We start from the raw sequence: 17,912 nt of genomic DNA on the forward strand, positions 1-17,912 counted from the left end.
GGAGACTCGGGCTGAGACTCAACGGCCGCGCACGGCCGACTGCATGCTTCTCAGCGGTTGGATTTTGGTTTTCTCGCCACGAGGGCATGCGCGTGCACGCCACGAGTGACGATTAAGGCTATCAGAAGTTCGGATGCTGCAGGGAGTCGGATTCGGGCCTGCCGGAGCTGTGGATAACTCGAACGGGCATCCCGTCCCCCGAGTTAGCGTGACCGGGTGATCTCCCCGATACCTTCGCCCCGCTCGTTCGCGCGCACTGCAGCCCTGACGAGCGCTCTTCTCCTGCTCGTCGGCTGCACGCCCGATCCCCCGCCGTCTCCCACACCGACGCCCGCCTTCGCCTCGGAAGAAGAGGCCTTCGCCGCCGCCGAGGCGAGTTTCGATAGATATACGCGAGCACTCAACGGCATTGATACCTCGAATCCTGAAACCTTCGAGGCGCTGTTCGACCTCTCTAGCGGCAGCGTAGAAAAGGCCGACCGCGAGAACTTCTCCTCGATGCACGCGGAGGGGCAGTCCATCGAGGGTGAGACGCGAATCCTCTCTTTCTCCGGCCTGCGTAGTGACGTCCCCTTGAGAAGCGTCACTGCGGCAGTATGCCTCGATGTCGGCAACGTATCCGTCGTCAACCCCGATGGAACCTCTGCTGTAAATCCGAACCGCCCAGATGTCTACGCCTTGGAAGTCACCTTCCAGGCGACGCAGGCGGGAACGCTACTCGTTGACAGCGCCACTCCGACCGATGAGTTCGAGTGTCCCGCGTCGTAGCCATACTCGGGATCGTTGCAGCGCTCGCCCAATTCAGCGATGACACCGAGGCTCCCGGCTTTTCTGACTTCCTCGCGGGGACCGACGGGAGCGCGGTCACAGTGATGGCGCACGAGCATCGTCCGAACGATGCCGTCCCCGAGCCCAACTCGCCCGAACGCCGTGGCGCGACTGACAAACCCAAGCCCTGCACGACCGATCCCGTACGCCAGGCGTCCTGCAACATCACCGCTGAGCGGGTGACGAACGACGAAGGTCGCCCCCTCACCATCACCGACGTGGCGCAGTTCGCCCCTGCTCCCGCCACCACCGTCGGGGAGCCGGGCAATGTCGGCATCGCGGGCATGCCCGCGAACTTCGTGGCGGCGGCATCCGTGCACACCCGCGCAGGGACGCTGTTCGACAGACCGACCAGGGTGCGGTTCACCCCGGTCCGATTCAGCTTCACGTACGGCGACGGCGCGACGACGACGACGAACACCGGCGGGCGGTCCTGGGCTGCGCTCGGTCAGGCGCAGTTCACGCCGACCTCGACGAGCCATTCGTATCGCGAGCGCGGCACCTACTCGGCGCACGTCACCGTCCACTACACGGCCGAGGTCGACATCGGCGGTGGATGGTTCCCGATCGACGGCGAACTGTCCATCGACGGCCCTGCGCGGCAGATCCGTGTCTACGAGGCGGAGACCGCTCTCGTCGCGCGCACCTGCGCCGAGCAACCCGGCGCGCCCGGTTGCTGACCGCGGACCGACCGCGCTCTACGCTGAGTCCATGACCCGCGCCGACCGCCTCATGCTGCTCGACACTGCCAGCCTTTACTTCCGTGCCTTCTACGGTGTTCCCGACAAGGTGACGGCGCCGGACGGATCGCCGATCAACGCCGCCCGCGGTTTGCTCGACATCATCGCCAAACTCGTCACCCTGTACGAGCCGACGCACGTGATCGCCTGCTGGGACGACGATTGGCGCCCGCAGTGGCGTGTCGACCTCATCCCCAGCTACAAGACTCATCGCGTCGTCGAAGTCGTGGCCAGTGGGCCCGACGTCGAGGAGGTACCCGACCCGCTCGAGGCGCAGATCCCGCTGATCCGCGAGACGCTCGCCGCCATCGGCATCCCCATCATCGGCGTCGCCGAGCACGAGGCCGACGACGTGATCGGCACACTCGCGACCGATGCGACGATGCCGGTCGACATCGTCACGGGCGACCGGGACCTGTTCCAACTCGTCGACGACGCCCGCGACGTACGCGTCATCTACACCGCTCGCGGCATGAGCAACCTCGAGGTCGTCACCGATGCGACCGTCGTCGCCAAGTACGGGGTGCTTCCTTCGCAGTACGCGGACTTCGCCACGATGCGCGGCGACGCCTCCGACGGCCTGCCCGGCGTCGCGGGCGTGGGAGAGAAGACGGCGGCGACGCTCCTGCAGACCCACAGCGACCTCACCGGCATCCGCGCCGCGGCGGAGGCCGGCGAGGGGATGAGCGCGGGAGTCCGCGCGAAGATCCTGGCCGCTTCGGACTACCTCGAGGTCGCGCCCACCGTGGTCGCCGTGGCGACCTCGCTGCCGATCAGCGCACCCGACATCCCGCTGCGGGTTCTCGACCCCGCCGAAGTAGACGCCGCAACCGCCCTCGCCGAGAAATGGAACCTCGGCGGTTCGATGACGCGCGCGGTCGCGGCCGTATCGAAAGCCCCCCTGCGAGCCGACTGATCGAAGTAGCGGCGCGACTCACCCCGCCCAGGCGAGCAACCGCGAGAGACCCCAGGTCGTCACGATCCGCGACGGAGGTATCCCCGCCCGTTCGGCGCGCTCTGCGCCGTGATCGAGCAACGACAGCTGTCCCGGCGCGTGCGCATCCGAATCGATCGAGAACAGACACCCCGCGTCGAGCGCGATGGCGATCAGCTCGTCCGGAGGGTCCTGCCGCTCCGGACGCGAGTTGATCTCCACCGCCACACCGTTCTCCGCGCACGCGGCGAACACGGCGGCAGCGTCGAACGCCGACGGCGGACGCGTTCCCCGGTCGCCCTGCACGAGCCGCCCCGTGCAGTGCCCGAGCACGTTCACCCGCGGATGCGAGACGGCCGCGATCATGCGCGCCGTCATCGGCCGTGCGTCCATGCGCAGCTTGGAATGCACGGAAGCCACGACGATGTCGAGTTCCGCGAGCAGGTCGTCCTCCTGATCGAGCGTGCCGTCCTCCAGGATGTCCACCTCGATGCCTGCGAGCAGGGTGAAACCCTCGACCGATTCAGCTCGCACCAGGGGCATCTGCTCCCGAAGACGTTCGGCAGACAGACCGCGCGCCACCTGCAGTCGTGGAGAGTGGTCCGTGATCGCCTGATATTCGTGCCCCAGCGCCCGCGCGGCCGCGGCCATGACCGGGATCGGAGTGGTGCCGTCGGACCAATCGCTGTGCGCGTGCAGGTCGCCTCGCAGCTTGGCACGCAACGCCGATACGCGCTCCGGCTCGACGTCGCCGCGCAACTCGACCAGATAGTCGGGCACCTGCCCCGACTGCGCCTGGCGGATGACGGCGAACGTGGATTCGCCGATCCCCTTGGCTGCACGGAGCCGCGTGGGGTCGGTCTGCACGTCGTCCGGCAGATCCTGCAGTGTCGCGGCGGCCTGGCGGAAAGCCTTCGCGCGATACCGCGACGCGCGCTCGCGCTCCAGGAGGGAGGCGATCTCGAGCAGCGCGTCGACGGGGTCCACGGTCACTCCTGGGCTGCCGCCAGCTCGCGACTGACGCCGATCCACTGATCGAGCTTCGCCAGGGCGCGACCATCGTCGACGGCCGCAGCAGCCTTGTCATACCCCGCGCGCAACCTCTCGAGGATGGGCCGCTGCACCTGTGTCGCGTCTTGCGAGAGCTCGAACGCGACGATGCCGGCAGCGGCGTTGAGGAGCACGATGTCGCGCACCGCGCCGGTCTCCCCCGCGAGCGTGCGCCGCAGCACCTCGGCATTGTGCTGCGGCGAGCCGCCGATCAGGTCGGCGAGGTCGGCGATCGGGATGTCGAGGTCGCGCGGGTCGAGGTCGTGTTCGTGGATATCTCCCCGCGTGACCTCCCAGATACGGCTGTGTCCGGTCGTCGTCAGCTCGTCGAGGCCATCGTCGCCGCGGAAGACGAGTGCTGTCGCTCCACGCGTGCGGAACACGCCCGTGATCAGTGGGACGCGTTCGATCTGCGCCACCCCGACAGCATTGGCTTCTGCCCGAGCCGGGTTGCACAGCGGACCGAGCATGTTGAAGACGGTCGGCACCCCGAGCTCGGCGCGCACAGAGCCTGCGTGCTTGAAGCCGGGATGGAACGCCCCCGCCCATGCGAACGTGATCCCGGTCCGATCGAGGATGGATGCCACGTCAGCGGGGTCGAGCGATAGCTCCAGACCGAGAGCTCCGAGCACGTCGGAAGAACCGGAGGCAGAGCTGGCCGCTCGGTTGCCGTGCTTCACGACCGGCACCCCCGTGGCGCCGATGATGATCGCCGCGGTCGTCGACACGTTGACGGTGCCGACACGATCCCCGCCCGTTCCGACGATGTCGAGCACGTTCGGTGACACCGGCAGCGGCACCGCGGCTTCGAGGATTGCATCACGGAAACCGACGATCTCGTCGATCGTCTCGCCCTTCGCTCGGAGAGCGACGAGGAAGCCGGCGAGCTGAGCCTCACTGACTCCGCCTTGCATGATCTGACGCATCGCCCACGTGGACTCCCAGACACTGAGATCGCGGCGCTCCAGCAGGGAGGTGAGCACATCGGACCAGGTCAGCGAATCAGGCATGTGTGCGATCCTATCGGCGCGAAGAAAACGCGGAGAAAACATGCAGATGCTTCCGCACGCATGCGCAATTCGCCCCCACCCGCTGTTTCCCGCGGATTCACCGGGTATTCGCAGTGTTTTCTTAGGGTCCCCTAAGTCAGCGGCGAGCGATTCGAAGGCCGTGGGTGCAAGAATCACGCCCGAGGATCGGCCATAATGGAGGGGTGACGACCTCAGCGACGTATGCCCCGGCGGCGAGAACGATTAAGCGGCCCAACCCGGTAGCTGTCGGCACCATTGTGTGGCTCGGCAGTGAGGTGATGTTCTTCGCGGGACTCTTCGCGATCTACTTCACCCTCCGCAGCACCTCCCCGGAGCTGTGGGCAGACCGGACCGAGCTGCTGAACGTCCCGTTCGCCGCAGTGAACACTGCGATCCTGGTCCTCTCCTCGTTCACGTGCCAGATGGGCGTGTTCGCGGCAGAAGACCTGCAGCCCTACAAGATCGGCAAGGGGCAGAAGAACGGCGCCGGACGCCGTCGCCTCTTCGGCTGGGGAATGGTCGAGTGGTTCTTCCTCACCTTCGCCCTCGGCGCGATCTTCGTCTCCGGCCAGGTGTGGGAGTACGCACAGCTGGTCGCTGAAGGCATGCCGATCAACGCCGACTCGTATGCCTCCGCCTTCTACCTGACGACCGGCTTCCACGCCCTTCACGTCACGGGCGGCCTCGTCGCGTTCCTGCTCGTCATCGGACGCGCATACGCCGTCAAGAACTTCCGGCACAAGGAGGCGACCTCCTCGATCGTGGTGTCCTACTACTGGCACTTCGTCGACGTCGTCTGGATCGTGCTGTTCCTCGTTATCTACTTCCTGAAATAAGAGCGGAGCTGATCCCCGAGATGGCACGAGAGAAGAAGCGCCGTTCCAGCGGTCGTCGCAGCCCTTTGGCGGCGGCCGCGCTCATCGGCGCAGGCCTCATGATCACCGGCGCCGTGTACGCCGGTGCATCGGCTGCGTTCGCCGCATCCGACACGCAGACCGCGTCGACGCAGCTGACCGTCGAAGACGGCGAGAAGCTGTTCCAGGCGAACTGCGCCACCTGCCACGGCCTCGACCTGCAGGGCACCGCCAACGGCCCCAGCCTGTACGGCGTGGGTGAGCTGGCCACCGAGTTCCAGCTGTCCACCGGTCGCATGCCCCTGCAGATGCAGGGACCGCAGGCTCCGCAGAAGACGCCGCAGTTCACCGAGGACCAGATCCTCGCGATCTCGTCGTTCGTGCAGTCCGAGGCTCCTGGCCCGACTTTCCCCGCCGACCACATCCTGGACGGAGAGGGCGACGTCGCGAACGGCGCCGAGCTGTTCCGCGTCAACTGCGCGATGTGCCACAACGTGGCCGCCGCCGGTGGAGCACTCACCGAGGGCAAGTACGCTCCTGGACTCCAGGAGACCAGCGCGCTGCACATGTACGCGGCCATGGTCACCGGCCCGCAGAACATGCCGGTCTTCGGCGACATGAACCTGTCCGACGAGGACAAGCGCGACATCATCTCGGCGCTGCTCTTCCAGCAGCAGTCCGTGCAGATCGGCGGATTCTCGCTCGGTTCGCTCGGACCGGTCTCCGAGGGCCTGTTCGTGTGGATCTTCGGAATCGGCGCGCTCGTCGCCATCACCGTGTGGATCACGGCGAAGTCCAACTGACGCTTATTCATCGAAGAGGAACGTACGAGGAGCACCATGGCACACGACGACGACTCGCAGGCTCTTGACAGGGCCTACCAGCCCTCTCCGGGGCTGGGTGTCGCAGTCAGCGATCCCGTGCAGAACCCCGGGCTTCCGCCGCACCGCGAGCGGATGACCGACAAGGACCCGCGCGCTGAGAAGGCCGCTGTCCGCACTGTCTACACGCTGTTCTACCTCTCGCTCGCCGGCAGCATCTGGGCGGTCGCCGCCTACATGCTGTTCCCTATCGAGAGCGGCGCGCTCATCGACATCCGGCAGAACAACCTCTTCATCGGTCTCGGCATCGCTCTCGCGCTGCTGGCCCTCGGAATCGGTGCGATCCACTGGTCCAAGGCGCTCATGTCCGACAAGGAGTTCGTCGAGCACCGTCACCCCACCCGGGGCAAGGATGCGACCCGCGAGGCCGCCGTCCAGGCCTTCGCCGACGCGAACGAGGAGTCCGGCTTCGGACGCCGCACCGTGATCCGCAACTCGCTGTTCGCCGCCCTCGTCGCCTCGATCATCCCCGGTGTCACCCTGTTCCGAGGCCTCGCCCCGCACTCGACTCCGGATGACCCCACCGCGGGCGACCCGGTCGTGCTGCTCAAGCACACGATGTGGGAGAAGGGCGCGCGCCTCGTCCGCGACCCCGACGGCACCCCGATCCGCGCAGCGGACGTGACCCTCGGATCCGCGTTCCACGTGATCCCGGAAGAGCTCGCCACGCTGAGCCACCACGACGGCTACCTCGAGGAGAAGGCCAAGGCCATCGTGCTGATGATGCGTCTGCGCCCCGAACAGCTGATCGAGGCCGAGGACCGCAAGGACTGGTCCTACGACGGAATCGTCGCCTACTCCAAGGTCTGCACGCACGTCGGATGCCCTGTGGCTCTGTACGAGCAGCAGACCCATCACCTGCTGTGCCCGTGCCACCAGTCGCAGTTCGACGTCACGGACCACGCAAAGGTCATCTTCGGCCCGGCGGCTCGTCCGCTGCCGCAGCTGCCCATCACCGTCGATGACGAGGGCTACCTGGTCGCACGAAGCGACTTCAAGGAACCCGTCGGCCCGAGCTTCTGGGAGCGCCATTGAGCACCGCAACGCTGTCCAAAGACGACAAGGACACCAAAGCGCCCCTCGGCGGTCGCTTCGTCGGTGCCGCGTCGAACTACATCGATGAGCGCACCAGCCTCTCGGGCTTCGTCAAGGAGCTCGGACGCAAGATCTTCCCCGACCACTGGTCGTTCATGCTCGGCGAGATCGCGCTGTGGAGCTTCGTCGTCGTGTTCCTCTCCGGAACCTTCCTGACGTTCTTCTTCCAGGCATCGATGGTCGAGACCCACTACACCGGCGCCTACGCCCCGATGCGAGGCATTGAGATGTCTGCGGCTCTCGAGTCGTCGCTGCACATCTCGTTCGACCTCCGCGGCGGTCTCCTGGTCCGCCAGATCCACCACTGGGCAGCGCTCGTGTTCATCGCCGGCATCGGCGTGCACATGCTTCGCGTGTTCTTCACCGGTGCGTTCCGCAAGCCGCGTGAGCTCAACTGGGTGATCGGCTTCATCCTGTTCATCCTCGCGATGGCAGAGGGCTTCACCGGCTACTCGCTCCCCGACGACCTGCTCTCGGGTAACGGCCTCCGCATCATCGACGGAATGATCAAGGGTCTCCCCCTCATCGGCACGTGGACCTCGTTCCTCCTCTTCGGCGGCGAGTTCCCCGGCACCGACATCGTGGGGCGTCTCTACACGCTGCACATCCTGCTGCTGCCGATGATCGTCATCGCCCTCATCGTCGTGCACCTGATGCTCATGGTCATCAACAAGCACACGCAGTTCGCCGGCCCCGGCCGCTCGAACGACAACGTCGTGGGCTACCCGATGATGCCCGTCTACATGTCGAAGATGGGCGGCTACCTGTTCATCGTGTTCGGCGTGATCGTGATGATCGCGACGTTCTTCCAGATCAACCCGATCTGGAACTACGGCCCGTACGACCCGTCCCCGGTCTCCGCCGGCACCCAGCCGGACTGGTACATCGGCTTCGCCGACGGTGCGCTCCGTCTGGCACCGTCGAACTGGGACATCGTGTTCCTCGATCGCACGTGGTCCTTCGGAATCATCGCTCCCGTGCTGGTGCTCGGCCTGTTCATCGTGGTCGTCGCGATCTACCCGTTCATCGAAGCGTGGGTCACCGGTGACAAGCGCGAGCACCACATCGCACAGCGTCCCCGCAACGCGGCGACGCGCACGGCCATCGGCGTTGCCGGCGTCGTCTTCTACGCCGTCCTCTGGGCAGCGGCATCGTCCGACCTCATCGCGACGCACTTCATGCTCACGATGGAAGGCGTGATCCACACGCTGCAGGCGCTGCTCTTCCTGGGCCCGATCCTCGGATACTTCGTCACGAAGCGCATCTGCATCGCGCTTCAGAAGAAGGACCGTGAGATCGTGCTGCACGGCTTCGAGTCCGGCCGCATCGTGCGCCTTCCCGGTGGCGAGTTCATCGAGGTCCACCAGCCGGTCGACAAGTACGACCGCTGGAAGCTCATCGATGTCGACTCCTACGAGCCCCTCGTGGTTCGCCCCAACGCCAAGGGTCGCATCCCGTGGACGGAGAACCTCCGTTCCTCGATCTCGCGCTGGTTCTTCGAAGACCGCCTCGCCCCGCTCACGCAGGCCGAGGTCGAGGCAGCCGACGCACACCAGCACCACGTGACGGCTCAGAACGACGAGACCGAGGCTGCAGAGATCCAGGGCGCTCACGAGCGCGCCGGCTTCCCTGACGCCCCCCTCACGGTCGGTGAGACCCACGTCGACGAGACGGCGAACACGCCCAGCACCGTGATCTCCACCAAGCCGGTGAAGAAGCCTCGCAAGAAGGACTCGGAGGACGGCGAGTAGCCGCCACTCCCCCACTGATGAAGGCCTCGTCCACCAGGACGAGGCCTTCATCGTTAATCCGTGATGAGAGGATCGAATCATGTCTTCCGTCGTCCAGCTGATCCGTTCCACCACCCTCGCCGACGCACCATACGCCTATGCAGCGACCGCTCCCGTCGGGGCGCGACTCATCTTCCTCGCCGGTGCTTGTCCGCTCAACGATGACGGCACCACCGCAGCGCCCGGCGACTACGCCGCGCAGGCAGCCCGGTGCATCGAAACTCTGAAGAGCGCACTCGAGATCGCCGGTGCCACCCTCACCGATGTGATCAGCACTCGGGTGCTGGTCGCCTCCTCCGCCCAGGCCGACCTCGTCGCCGCGTGGGATGTGGTGCATGCTGCTTTCGGCGCCCACGACGTCCCCAGCACCCTCCTGGGTGTCACCGTCCTCGGTTACGACGACCAGCTCGTCGAGATCGAAGCCATCGCCGCCGTCGCTGGAGAGTGATGGAGATCCGGATACGTCCTGCACAGCAACCGGATGACCCGGCGATCGAGAAGATCGAACTCGCCGCAGACGCCTTGCTGGTCGATCTTTTCGCCGCCGTCGACTGGCCTCCGCCGACCAGCGCGCAAGACCGAGCGTCGATGCCCGGATTCGTACTTGTCGCCGAACCCGACGAAGTCGGCGCTCCATCTCCCGAGCCCGTCGGTTTCGTGCATGTCCTGGAGATCGACGGACACGCTCATCTCGAGCAGCTCTCGGTTCTCCCCTCCTTCGGGCGTCGCGGAATCGGGCGTCGACTCGTGCAGGCCGCGCTCTCCGAGGCTCGTCGCCGGGGGCACCGCACGATCACCCTGCGCACCTACCGCGATGTCCCGTGGAACGCCCCCTTCTACACCTCCGCCGGCTTCTCCGTGACCGAGCCGGACTCGCCTCTACTCCGCTCCCTCATCGAGACGGAGACCACCCTCGGGCTCTTCAGATACGGCGCTCGTGTGCAGAGATGGCGGCGACTCTCTGAGGGGACGACGCTGACGGTATTCGCTCTCTGCACGACAGGAATCTGCTCGGATCAGCGGATGGCCTCGTCCTAGGCTGAGATCATGATCGATCGCACCGACTTCTACGCCGCCAAGCTCGCCTACGAGACGGATCCCAGCGATGTGCACGCCGCGCTCAAGGCCGGCGAGGACGTCATCGTCGTGGATGTCCGCTCCGAAGAGGCGTGGACGCAAGGCCGGGTGGCCGGCGCGGTGCACATGCACTACAGCGAGATCGCGTCTCGCGCTCGGTCCGAGGTGCCGGAGGGAGCGGACGTCGTCGTCTACTGCTGGAGCCCCGGCTGCAATGCCGGAGCGAAGGGCGCCCTCGAGTTCGCCCGACTCGGCTTTCGGGTGCGCGAGATGATCGGAGGCTTCGAGTACTGGGTGCGCGAGGGCCTCCCGGTGGAGGACGCCGATGGCGTTCATCGCCGCCCCGTTGATCCGCTGACCGGTATCGCACGCGTCCGTACTCGCGCCTGACAGCGGACCCCTCATGACACGAAGAAGGCCCCCGGACGAATCCGGGGGCCTTCTTCAATGCGGCTGTCTCAGCGAGCGAAGTTGCCGCGGTAGTACTCGTACACCCAGCCGACGATCGCGACGACGAAGATCGCGAGTCCGATCGGGAGCAGGAAGTGACCGACGGCCAGGCCGACGACGAAGACACCAGCCGAAGCCGCGAGAACGATGGGCCACCAGGACCACGGGCTGAACTCGCCGAGCTCGGGGTCACCATCGTCGATGTCGGCCGTGAGGATGTCTTCCGGCAGCTCACCGTTCTGCGCCTTGTGCGTGCGGTCGAGGTAGAACGCGACCATCGCCGCCATGAAGGCTGCGAAGAACAGGGCGACAGTTCCGACCCACTCGATACGCATCGCGAAGTTGTCGGACGGAGTGACCAGGATGTGCCAGCCGGTGTACACCACACCGACGAGGGCGAAGAACGCCGTCAGCACCCACCAGAGAATGACGTTGTCGCGCATGACTTAGTGGGCCTCTCGCTCGCCGGGTGCCGTGGTCGCGAACTCGGCAGCCTCCGGGTGGTTCAGGTCGAACGCGGGACGCTCGCTGCGGATACGCGGGATCGACGTGAAGTTGTGCCGCGGCGGCGGGCACGACGTCGCCCACTCGAGCGAGGCGCCGTAGCCCCACGGGTCGTTGACCGTGACCTTCGGAGCCTTGCGGGCCGTGATCCAGACGTTCAGGAAGAACGGCAGCATCGAGGCGCCGAGGATGATCGCTCCGATCGTGGAGACCTGGTTCTGCCAGGTCCAGCCGTCGGCCGCCGAGTAGTCCGCGTAACGACGGACCATGCCGTCGACACCCAGCCAGTGCTGAATGAGGAACGTCATGTGGAATCCGATGAACAGCATCCAGAAGTGCACGTAGCCGAGACGCTCGTTCAGCATGCGACCGGTCCACTTCGGCCACCAGAAGTAGAAGCCGGCGAACATGGCGAACACGACGGTACCGAACACCACGTAGTGGAAGTGAGCCACCACGAAGTACGAGTCGGACAGCGCGAAGTCCAGCGGCGGGGCGGCGAGGATGACACCGGTCAGGCCACCGAAGACGAAGGACACCAGGAAGCCGAGGGCGAACACCATCGGAGTCTCGAAGGTCACGGACCCTCGCCAGAGCGTGCCGATCCAGTTGAAGATCTTCACACCCGTCGGCACGGCGATGAGCATCGTCATCAGCGCGAAGAACGGCAGCAGCACCGAGCCGGTCACGTACATGTGGTGTGCCCACACGGCGACGGAGAGGGCAGCGATGGCGATGGTCGCATAGACCAGGGTCTTGTATCCGAAGATCGGCTTGCGGCTGAAGACCGGGAAGATCTCGGAGACGATGCCGAAGAACGGCAGCGCGATGATGTAGACCTCGGGGTGCCCGAAGAACCAGAAGAGGTGCTGCCACAGCAGGACTCCGCCGTTGGCCGGGTCATAGATGTGCGCACCGAGGATGCGGTCGGCGGCAGCGGCGAAGATGGCTGCTGCCAGCACGGGGAACGCCATCAGGATGAGCAGGCTCGTGATGAGCGTGTTCCACGAGAAGATCGGCATGCGCCACATGGTCATACCAGGAGCACGCATCGTGATGATCGTGGTGATGAAGTTGACGGCACCGAGGATGGTTCCGAAACCGGAGATGCCCAGTCCGACCATCCAGAGGTTTCCACCTGCACCCGGCGAGAACGACGCGCCCGCCAGTGGCTGATACGCGAACCAACCGAAGGAGGCCGCTCCCTGCGGGGTGAGGAACCCGGCGACCGCGATGGTCGAGCCGAAGAGGAAGAGCCAGAACGCGAAGGCGTTCAGACGCGGGAAGGCCACGTCGGGAGCACCGATCTGCAGCGGCAGGATCGCGTTTGCGAAACCCGCGAACAGCGGCGTCGCGAACATGAGCAGCATGATCGTGCCGTGCATCGTGAACAGCTGGTTGTACTGCTCCTTCGTCGGGACGATCTGCATGCCCGGCGCGAAGAGCTCGGCGCGGATGACGAGCGCCATCACACCACCGAGGAGGAAGAACAGCACGGATGCGATCAGGTACATGTACCCGATGGTCTTGTGGTCGGTGGAGGTGATCCACTTGACGACGATGTTGCCCTTCTGCTCCACGCGCGAGGAGCTCATCAGAGCGGCCTGGCGGGCGGGCAGAGTGGTGGGACGCGACCTGGGGGTCTCGTCGGTACGGGGAGCTTCTGTGGTCGACATGACTTACTCCCCTCCTTCCTCGGTGTCGGTCTTCGCGGTCGTTCCCGGGAAGTTCGCGAGACGGTCGTACGCGTCGGTGATGTCGCCCGTGTTGCCCTTCTCCTCGAGCGACTCGAGGTACGCGTCGTAGTCGTCCTGAGAGACGACCTTCACGTTGAAGAGCATCATCGAGTGATACTCACCGCAGAGCTCGGCGCACTTGCCGGCGTACTCGCCCTCACGGGTGGGGATGAACGACCAGGAGTTGTCCTTCCCGATGAACATGTCCTTCTTGTAGAGGAAGTCGATGATCCAGAAGGAGTGGATGACGTCGCGGGACTGCAGGTCGATCGTGACCTTCTTGTCGACCGGCAGCACCAAGGTCGGCAGCTGCGACTGGTCGATGTTGCCTTCCGCATCGGGCTGGGCCTGGATGCCCATGGTCCACACGGCGTCGGAGTTGTCCTCCTCTTCGCCGTCGTACTGGAAGTCCCACGCCCACTGCTTGGCGATCGCGGTGATCTCGACGTCGGGGTCGTCCCACTTGGCCTCGATCTCGGTCTGATCCCGAGCGGTGAAGAAGAACATGCCCAGCACGAGGATGAGCGGCACGATCGTGTAGAAGATCTCGATCGGCATGTTGTAGCGCATCTGCACCGGGAGGCCGGTCTGCCCCTTGCGCCGGCGATACGCGATCGCGGCCCACGCCATCAGGCCCCAGGTGATGATGCCGACGGCGAGAAGCACGATCCAGGAGTTCACCCAGAGCGACGAGACACGCTCGGTCTGATTGGTGGCTGCAGGGCCACCCTCCACGAAGCCCGGAAGAAAGCCGTTCAGCTCGGTGGGAGAGCATCCCGCCAGGGCCACGGCTGCCACGACTCCCACAGGGAGTGCGGCCCAACGAAGGCTGCGTTTCGAGGGCACGATGCACCTTTCAGATCGCGAACAGAGCACACCCAAGTCTAGGGCAAGCTCACACCTGATTCATGCCAACCACGCAGGTTCCGAAAGCGGAACGGCCGCCGTCACCAGTGGTGACGGCGGCCGATCCGGCAGACGGAAGATCAGTGGAAGCTGTCGCCGCATGCGCAGCTGCCCGCTGCGTTGGGGTTGTCGATGGTGAACCCCTGCTCGGAGATCGTGTCCTTGAAGTCGATCGCCGCCCCGTCGAGGTACGGGACGCTCATGTTGTCGATGATCACCTCGACACCGTCGAAGTCGACGGTCTCGTCGCCCTCGAGGTACCGCTCGTCGAAGTACAGCTGGTAGATCAGGCCCGAGCATCCGCCGGGCTGGACGGCGACGCGCAGACGGAGATCGTCGCGGCCTTCCTGCTCGAGGAGGTTCTTCACCTTGACGGCGGCAGCGTCGGTCAGGGTGACGCCGTGTGCGCGGGTGGTCTCTGGGGAGAGTGTGGTGTCGCTCATGTCGCTCCTTGTGACGGGCCGCAGGTGCACGGCTTCTCGGATGATTCTACCGCCGTAGATCCTGTGAGGCTCAGAGTTCTGCCGCATTCATACGGGTGAGCAGAAGCGCCTCGGTCGCAACCGCATGGCGGAAGGTGTCGAGGTGCAGCGACTCGTTCGGGCTGTGCGCCCGAGAATGCGGGTCCTCGACGCCGGTGACGAGGATCTGCGCGGACGGGAACTCCCGCACCAGGTCGGCGATGAACGGGATCGAACCGCCGACACCCAGATCGACGGGCGGGACACCGTAGCCGTCGCGCATCGCGTCGCGCGTCAGCTGCACCGCCCACCCGCTGGTGTCGACGAGGAAGCCATCGCCAAGGTCGACATCCGAGAACGTGAGCTCCGCGCCGAACGGGGCGTGTGCCCGCAGGTGGCTCTCGAGGGCGTCGTACGCGTCCTGTCCCGTCTGCCCGGGCGCGACGCGCGCACTGATCACCACCGTGACCTCGGGAAGCAGGGTGTTGGATGCCGCTGCCACACTCGTCGCATCGATCCCGATCACGGTCACCGCGGGCTTGTTCCAGATCCGGCTGAGGATCGTGCCGTCGCCGATCGGAGTCGTGCCGGGAAGTAGGCCTGCCTCGTCGCGGAGCGTCGCCTCGGTGTAGTCGGGGGTGGGGGCGTCGCGCTCGGTCATTCCGGCGACGGCCACCGAACCATCGGCGTCCCACAGCGTCGACAGCAGCTTCACCGTCGTCATCATCGCGTCGGGCACCGCACCCCCGAACATGCCCGAGTGCGATGCGTGGTCCAAGGTGCGCACGCGCAGCGTGAAGCGGGCGTTGCCGCGGAGAGAGACAGTGAGCCCAGGGGTGACGGAATCCCAGTTGCCGGAGTCGGCGACCACGATGGCATCGGCACGAAGCGCATCCTTGTTGTCGGAGAGGAACTGGGCGAACGAACGGGACCCGTACTCCTCCTCCCCCTCGATGAACATCGCGATGCCGAGGTCGAGGTCATCGCCGAGCACCTCGTGCACCGCTCGGATCGAGGCGATGTGCGCCATGATCCCGGCCTTGTCATCTGCGGCACCGCGCCCGTAGAGGCGCCCGTCTCGCACCGTCGGCTCGAACGGCGGGGTCTCCCAGAGTGCGTCATCGCCGGGAGGCTGCACATCGTGGTGTGCGTAGAGCAGGATCGTCGGCTTGCCGTTGCGGGCCGCGCGCGTGGCGAGGACAGCCGGCTGTCCCTGCTCATCGGTGCCGGGGATCGCAGCGCGCAGCACTCGAACGTCGTCGAAGACTCCGGTGTCCGAGGCCAGCGCTGCCACGGCTTCCGCACTGCGCTCCAGCTGGGTCTGGTCGAACGCGGGCCAAGCCATCCCGGGAATGCGCACGAGGTGGCCGAGGTCCGACAACGCGGAGGGGATACCGGTCGCCACGGCCTCGAGGACAGCGGCATCGGGCTCACGGGGAGGAACAGGAGAGGTCATGCGAGTAATCTTAAGGTGATCCCCCGCAGCGAACCGAGGAACTCCGTGGCCACTACCCCTGTCTCCCCTTCGACGAACGACGACGCCCCCGAGACGCCAGCCGTCGGAAAGGGACGCGCGACGCCGACCCGTGCGGAGCAGGAGGCTGCTCGTCGCCGCCCCCTGGTCGCCAACACCAAGGAGGCCAAGGCAGCTGCCAAGGCCGAGCTGAACGAGCGCCGAGCCAAAGCGCAGGCCGGTATGGCCGCCGGCGAGGAGAAGTACCTCCCCGTCCGCGACAAGGGCCCCCAGCGTCGTTGGGTGCGTGACTACGTCGACGCGGGCTGGCACCCGGCCGAGTTCGTGATGGCCGTGATGGTGCTGGTCATCCTCGCCTCGCTGCTGCCCACGAACATGATGATCTCGTTCTATGCGTACGCGGTGATGATGGGCTACCTGGTGATCGCGATCGGCGGCATGATCCTGCTGAGCATGCGGGTCAAGCGCAAGGCCGCGGCGAAATTCGGCAAGGAGCGCCTCGAGCGCGGTCTCGGCTGGTACGCAGCGATGCGCGCCCTGCAGATGCGGTTCATGCGCCTGCCGAAGCCGCAGGTCAAGCGCGGGCAGTACCCCGACTGACCAGTCCCCTGTTGATCTCGCGGCCCCAGAACGGGCCGCGGTACAGGAACGCCGTGTAACCCTGCACGAGAGTGGCGCCCGCTTCCAGACGCTCTTGCACGTCGGCAGGCGTCTCGACACCACCCACCGCGATCACGCAGAAGTCGGCGGGGACTGCAGCCCGCACGACGCGGAGCACCGCGAGCGAGCGCTGCTTCAGTGGCGCACCCGACAGACCGCCTGCTCCGGCAGCCTCGACTTTCGCCGCGTCCGCGAGCAGGCCGTCTCGGCTGATCGTCGTGTTGTTCGCGATGATTCCGGCAAGCCCTTCGGTCACCGCCAACTGCGCGATCGCCGCGATCTCCTCATCCGGCAGGTCGGGGGCGATCTTGACGAGCAGTGGAGTGGCGCCGGAGGCCTGCTTGACCGCGCGCAGGAGTGGGGCGAGAGTCTCCACCGCCTGCAGCCCGCGCAGCCCCGGCGTGTTGGGAGACGACACGTTCACCGCGAGGTAGTCGGCGAGCGGGGCGAGGCGGGTTGCGGAGGCCACGTAGTCGGCAGTCGCGTGCTCCACGTCCACCACCCGGCTCTTGCCGATGTTGACACCGACGACCGCGTCCGGGGCACCACGACGCAGACGGGCGAGACGGCGCGCTGCCGCATCCGCGCCGGCGTTGTTGAAGCCCATCCGATTGATGACGGCGCGATCAGCGATGAGCCGGAACAGGCGCGGCTTTGGGTTGCCGTCCTGCGGAACCGCCGTGATCGTCCCGACTTCCACGTGCCCGAAGCCGAGCGCAGCCAGACCACGCACCCCGACCGCGTTCTTGTCGAACCCGGCCGCGATGCCGAACGGGGAGGGGAAGGTCAGACCGAGCGCCTCGACACGCAGCGACGGATCCGGGCGCGTCATCGCACGCGTCGCCCAGGAGAAGGGCGGCACGCCGAGAACTCGGATCACCGCCATTCCGGCGTGATGGGCGAACTCGGGGTCGAAGCGCGAGAGGACAGCGCGGAAGAGCAGCGGATACATCCCTGCCAGATTACCGGTCCGCGGGCTCCTGCTTCGTGTGGTCGGCGCGGAGGTCGGTGATCGCGGCCTCGAAGTCTTCGAGGGAGTCGAATGCCTGGTACACACTGGCGAAGCGCAGGAACGCGACCTCGTCGAGCTCACGCAGCGGCCCCAGGATCGCGAGACCGATCTCGTTCGCGTCGAGCTGCGAGACACCGGTCTGGCGAACGGCCTCCTCCACCCGCTGCGCGAGGATCGCGAGGTCGGCTTCGGTCACCGGCCGGCCCTGGCAGGCTTTGCGCACGCCGGAGATGACCTTCTCGCGACTGAACGGTTCCATGACGCCGGAGCGCTTGATGACGTTGAGGCTCGCCGTCTCGGTGGTCGTGAACCTGCCCCCGCACTCGGGGCACTGACGGCGCCGTCTGATCGAGAGCCCGTCGTCGCTGGTGCGCGAGTCGATGACGCGGGAGTCGGGGTGACGACAGAAGGGGCAGTGCATCTGACCGA

The 17,912-nt window shown here is 66.2% G+C and carries 20 protein-coding genes; 11 read left to right on the forward strand and 9 right to left on the reverse strand.

Features of this window, described 5'->3' with window-relative positions; genetic code table 11:
• The first annotated feature begins 216 nt into the window (after positions 1–216).
• Genes ACFC14_RS16500 through ACFC14_RS16510 form a run of 3 tightly spaced genes read left to right on the forward strand, consistent with a single transcriptional unit; the run spans position 217 to position 2,484 of the window.
• Positions 217–768 (forward strand): hypothetical protein, encoded by a 552-nt coding sequence (locus ACFC14_RS16500; protein WP_376106752.1) that lies wholly within the window; start codon positions 217–219, stop codon positions 766–768.
• A complete protein-coding gene (locus ACFC14_RS16505) occupies positions 753–1,508 on the forward strand; it encodes a hypothetical protein (protein WP_376106755.1) in 756 nt (251 codons plus the stop codon). The genes ACFC14_RS16500 and ACFC14_RS16505 overlap by 16 nt, the downstream gene beginning before the upstream one ends.
• A 31-nt stretch (positions 1,509–1,539) precedes the next feature.
• On the forward strand, positions 1,540–2,484 hold the full coding sequence (locus ACFC14_RS16510; protein ID WP_376106758.1) for a 5'-3' exonuclease H3TH domain-containing protein: 945 nt from the start codon (positions 1,540–1,542) through the stop codon (positions 2,482–2,484).
• A gap of 18 nt (positions 2,485–2,502) precedes the next feature.
• Here the strand turns inward: ACFC14_RS16510 and ACFC14_RS16515 are convergent, their stop codons facing one another.
• Both ACFC14_RS16515 and trpD read right to left on the reverse strand, forming a co-directional pair.
• Entirely contained in the window at positions 2,503–3,489 is a 987-nt protein-coding gene (locus ACFC14_RS16515; protein ID WP_376106761.1) for a PHP domain-containing protein, read from the reverse strand.
• 2 nt (positions 3,490–3,491) lie between these two features.
• A complete protein-coding gene (trpD, locus tag ACFC14_RS16520) occupies positions 3,492–4,562 on the reverse strand; it encodes an anthranilate phosphoribosyltransferase (RefSeq protein ID WP_376106764.1) in 1,071 nt (356 codons plus the stop codon).
• A 299-nt stretch (positions 4,563–4,861) separates the two neighbouring features.
• Here trpD and ACFC14_RS16525 point away from each other — a divergent pair, with 299 nt between their 5' ends.
• The 7 genes from ACFC14_RS16525 to ACFC14_RS16555 all read left to right on the forward strand — a co-directional run bounded on the left by ACFC14_RS16525 (position 4,862) and on the right by ACFC14_RS16555 (position 10,670).
• Complete coding sequence (locus ACFC14_RS16525; RefSeq protein ID WP_205828862.1) at positions 4,862–5,419, forward strand: heme-copper oxidase subunit III; 558 nt, start codon at positions 4,862–4,864, stop codon at positions 5,417–5,419.
• A gap of 20 nt (positions 5,420–5,439) precedes the next feature.
• Positions 5,440–6,240, forward strand: a complete 801-nt coding sequence (locus ACFC14_RS16530; RefSeq protein WP_136042154.1) for a c-type cytochrome — start codon at positions 5,440–5,442, stop codon at positions 6,238–6,240.
• Between the two features lie 36 nt (positions 6,241–6,276).
• Positions 6,277–7,353, forward strand: coding sequence for a ubiquinol-cytochrome c reductase iron-sulfur subunit (locus tag ACFC14_RS16535; RefSeq protein ID WP_136042155.1), 1,077 nt, complete (start codon positions 6,277–6,279; stop codon positions 7,351–7,353).
• Entirely contained in the window at positions 7,350–9,164 is a 1,815-nt protein-coding gene (locus ACFC14_RS16540; protein ID WP_376106768.1) for a cytochrome bc complex cytochrome b subunit, read from the forward strand. Before ACFC14_RS16535 ends, ACFC14_RS16540 begins: the two co-directional genes overlap by 4 nt.
• A gap of 79 nt (positions 9,165–9,243) precedes the next feature.
• Entirely contained in the window at positions 9,244–9,651 is a 408-nt protein-coding gene (locus ACFC14_RS16545) for a RidA family protein (RefSeq protein ID WP_376106771.1), read from the forward strand.
• Positions 9,651–10,241: a GNAT family N-acetyltransferase gene (locus tag ACFC14_RS16550; RefSeq protein ID WP_376106774.1), complete on the forward strand. Its 591-nt coding sequence runs from the start codon at positions 9,651–9,653 to the stop codon at positions 10,239–10,241. Before ACFC14_RS16545 ends, ACFC14_RS16550 begins: the two co-directional genes overlap by 1 nt.
• A gap of 9 nt (positions 10,242–10,250) precedes the next feature.
• The gene (locus tag ACFC14_RS16555; RefSeq protein WP_376106777.1) at positions 10,251–10,670 is read left to right on the forward strand and encodes a rhodanese-like domain-containing protein; all 420 of its coding nucleotides are present in this window, start codon (positions 10,251–10,253) and stop codon (positions 10,668–10,670) included.
• Positions 10,671–10,738: 68 nt separating this feature from the next.
• Here the strand turns inward: ACFC14_RS16555 and ACFC14_RS16560 are convergent, their stop codons facing one another.
• From ACFC14_RS16560 to ACFC14_RS16580, 5 genes are all read right to left on the reverse strand, one after another.
• Positions 10,739–11,173, reverse strand: a complete 435-nt coding sequence (locus ACFC14_RS16560; RefSeq protein ID WP_029261586.1) for a cytochrome c oxidase subunit 4 — start codon at positions 11,171–11,173, stop codon at positions 10,739–10,741.
• A gap of 3 nt (positions 11,174–11,176) precedes the next feature.
• Positions 11,177–12,910, reverse strand: coding sequence for a cytochrome c oxidase subunit I (gene ctaD, locus ACFC14_RS16565; protein WP_205820323.1), 1,734 nt, complete (start codon positions 12,908–12,910; stop codon positions 11,177–11,179).
• Between the two features lie 3 nt (positions 12,911–12,913).
• Positions 12,914–13,816, reverse strand: coding sequence for a cytochrome c oxidase subunit II (gene coxB / locus ACFC14_RS16570; protein ID WP_136042160.1), 903 nt, complete (start codon positions 13,814–13,816; stop codon positions 12,914–12,916).
• A 140-nt stretch (positions 13,817–13,956) separates the two neighbouring features.
• On the reverse strand, positions 13,957–14,319 hold the full coding sequence (gene erpA, locus ACFC14_RS16575) for an iron-sulfur cluster insertion protein ErpA (protein ID WP_029261583.1): 363 nt from the start codon (positions 14,317–14,319) through the stop codon (positions 13,957–13,959).
• 70 nt (positions 14,320–14,389) lie between these two features.
• Positions 14,390–15,793: a dipeptidase gene (locus ACFC14_RS16580; RefSeq protein ID WP_376106781.1), complete on the reverse strand. Its 1,404-nt coding sequence runs from the start codon at positions 15,791–15,793 to the stop codon at positions 14,390–14,392.
• 45 nt (positions 15,794–15,838) lie between these two features.
• Between ACFC14_RS16580 and ACFC14_RS16585 the strand changes: the two genes are divergently transcribed.
• The gene (locus ACFC14_RS16585) at positions 15,839–16,411 is read left to right on the forward strand and encodes a DUF3043 domain-containing protein (RefSeq protein ID WP_376106783.1); all 573 of its coding nucleotides are present in this window, start codon (positions 15,839–15,841) and stop codon (positions 16,409–16,411) included.
• On the opposite strand, the gene ACFC14_RS16590 is transcribed toward ACFC14_RS16585, so the two are convergent.
• Together ACFC14_RS16590 and nrdR are read right to left on the reverse strand one after the other, a co-directional pair.
• A complete protein-coding gene (locus tag ACFC14_RS16590; RefSeq protein WP_376106786.1) occupies positions 16,386–17,423 on the reverse strand; it encodes a quinone-dependent dihydroorotate dehydrogenase in 1,038 nt (345 codons plus the stop codon). The genes ACFC14_RS16585 and ACFC14_RS16590 overlap by 26 nt on opposite strands.
• A 10-nt stretch (positions 17,424–17,433) precedes the next feature.
• Complete coding sequence (gene nrdR / locus ACFC14_RS16595) at positions 17,434–17,904, reverse strand: transcriptional regulator NrdR (protein WP_136042164.1); 471 nt, start codon at positions 17,902–17,904, stop codon at positions 17,434–17,436.
• Positions 17,905–17,912 lie beyond the last annotated feature (8 nt).

It is taken from the genome of Microbacterium sp. NPDC055988 (assembly GCF_042269505.1).
Classification (GTDB): Bacteria; Actinomycetota; Actinomycetes; order Actinomycetales; family Microbacteriaceae; genus Microbacterium.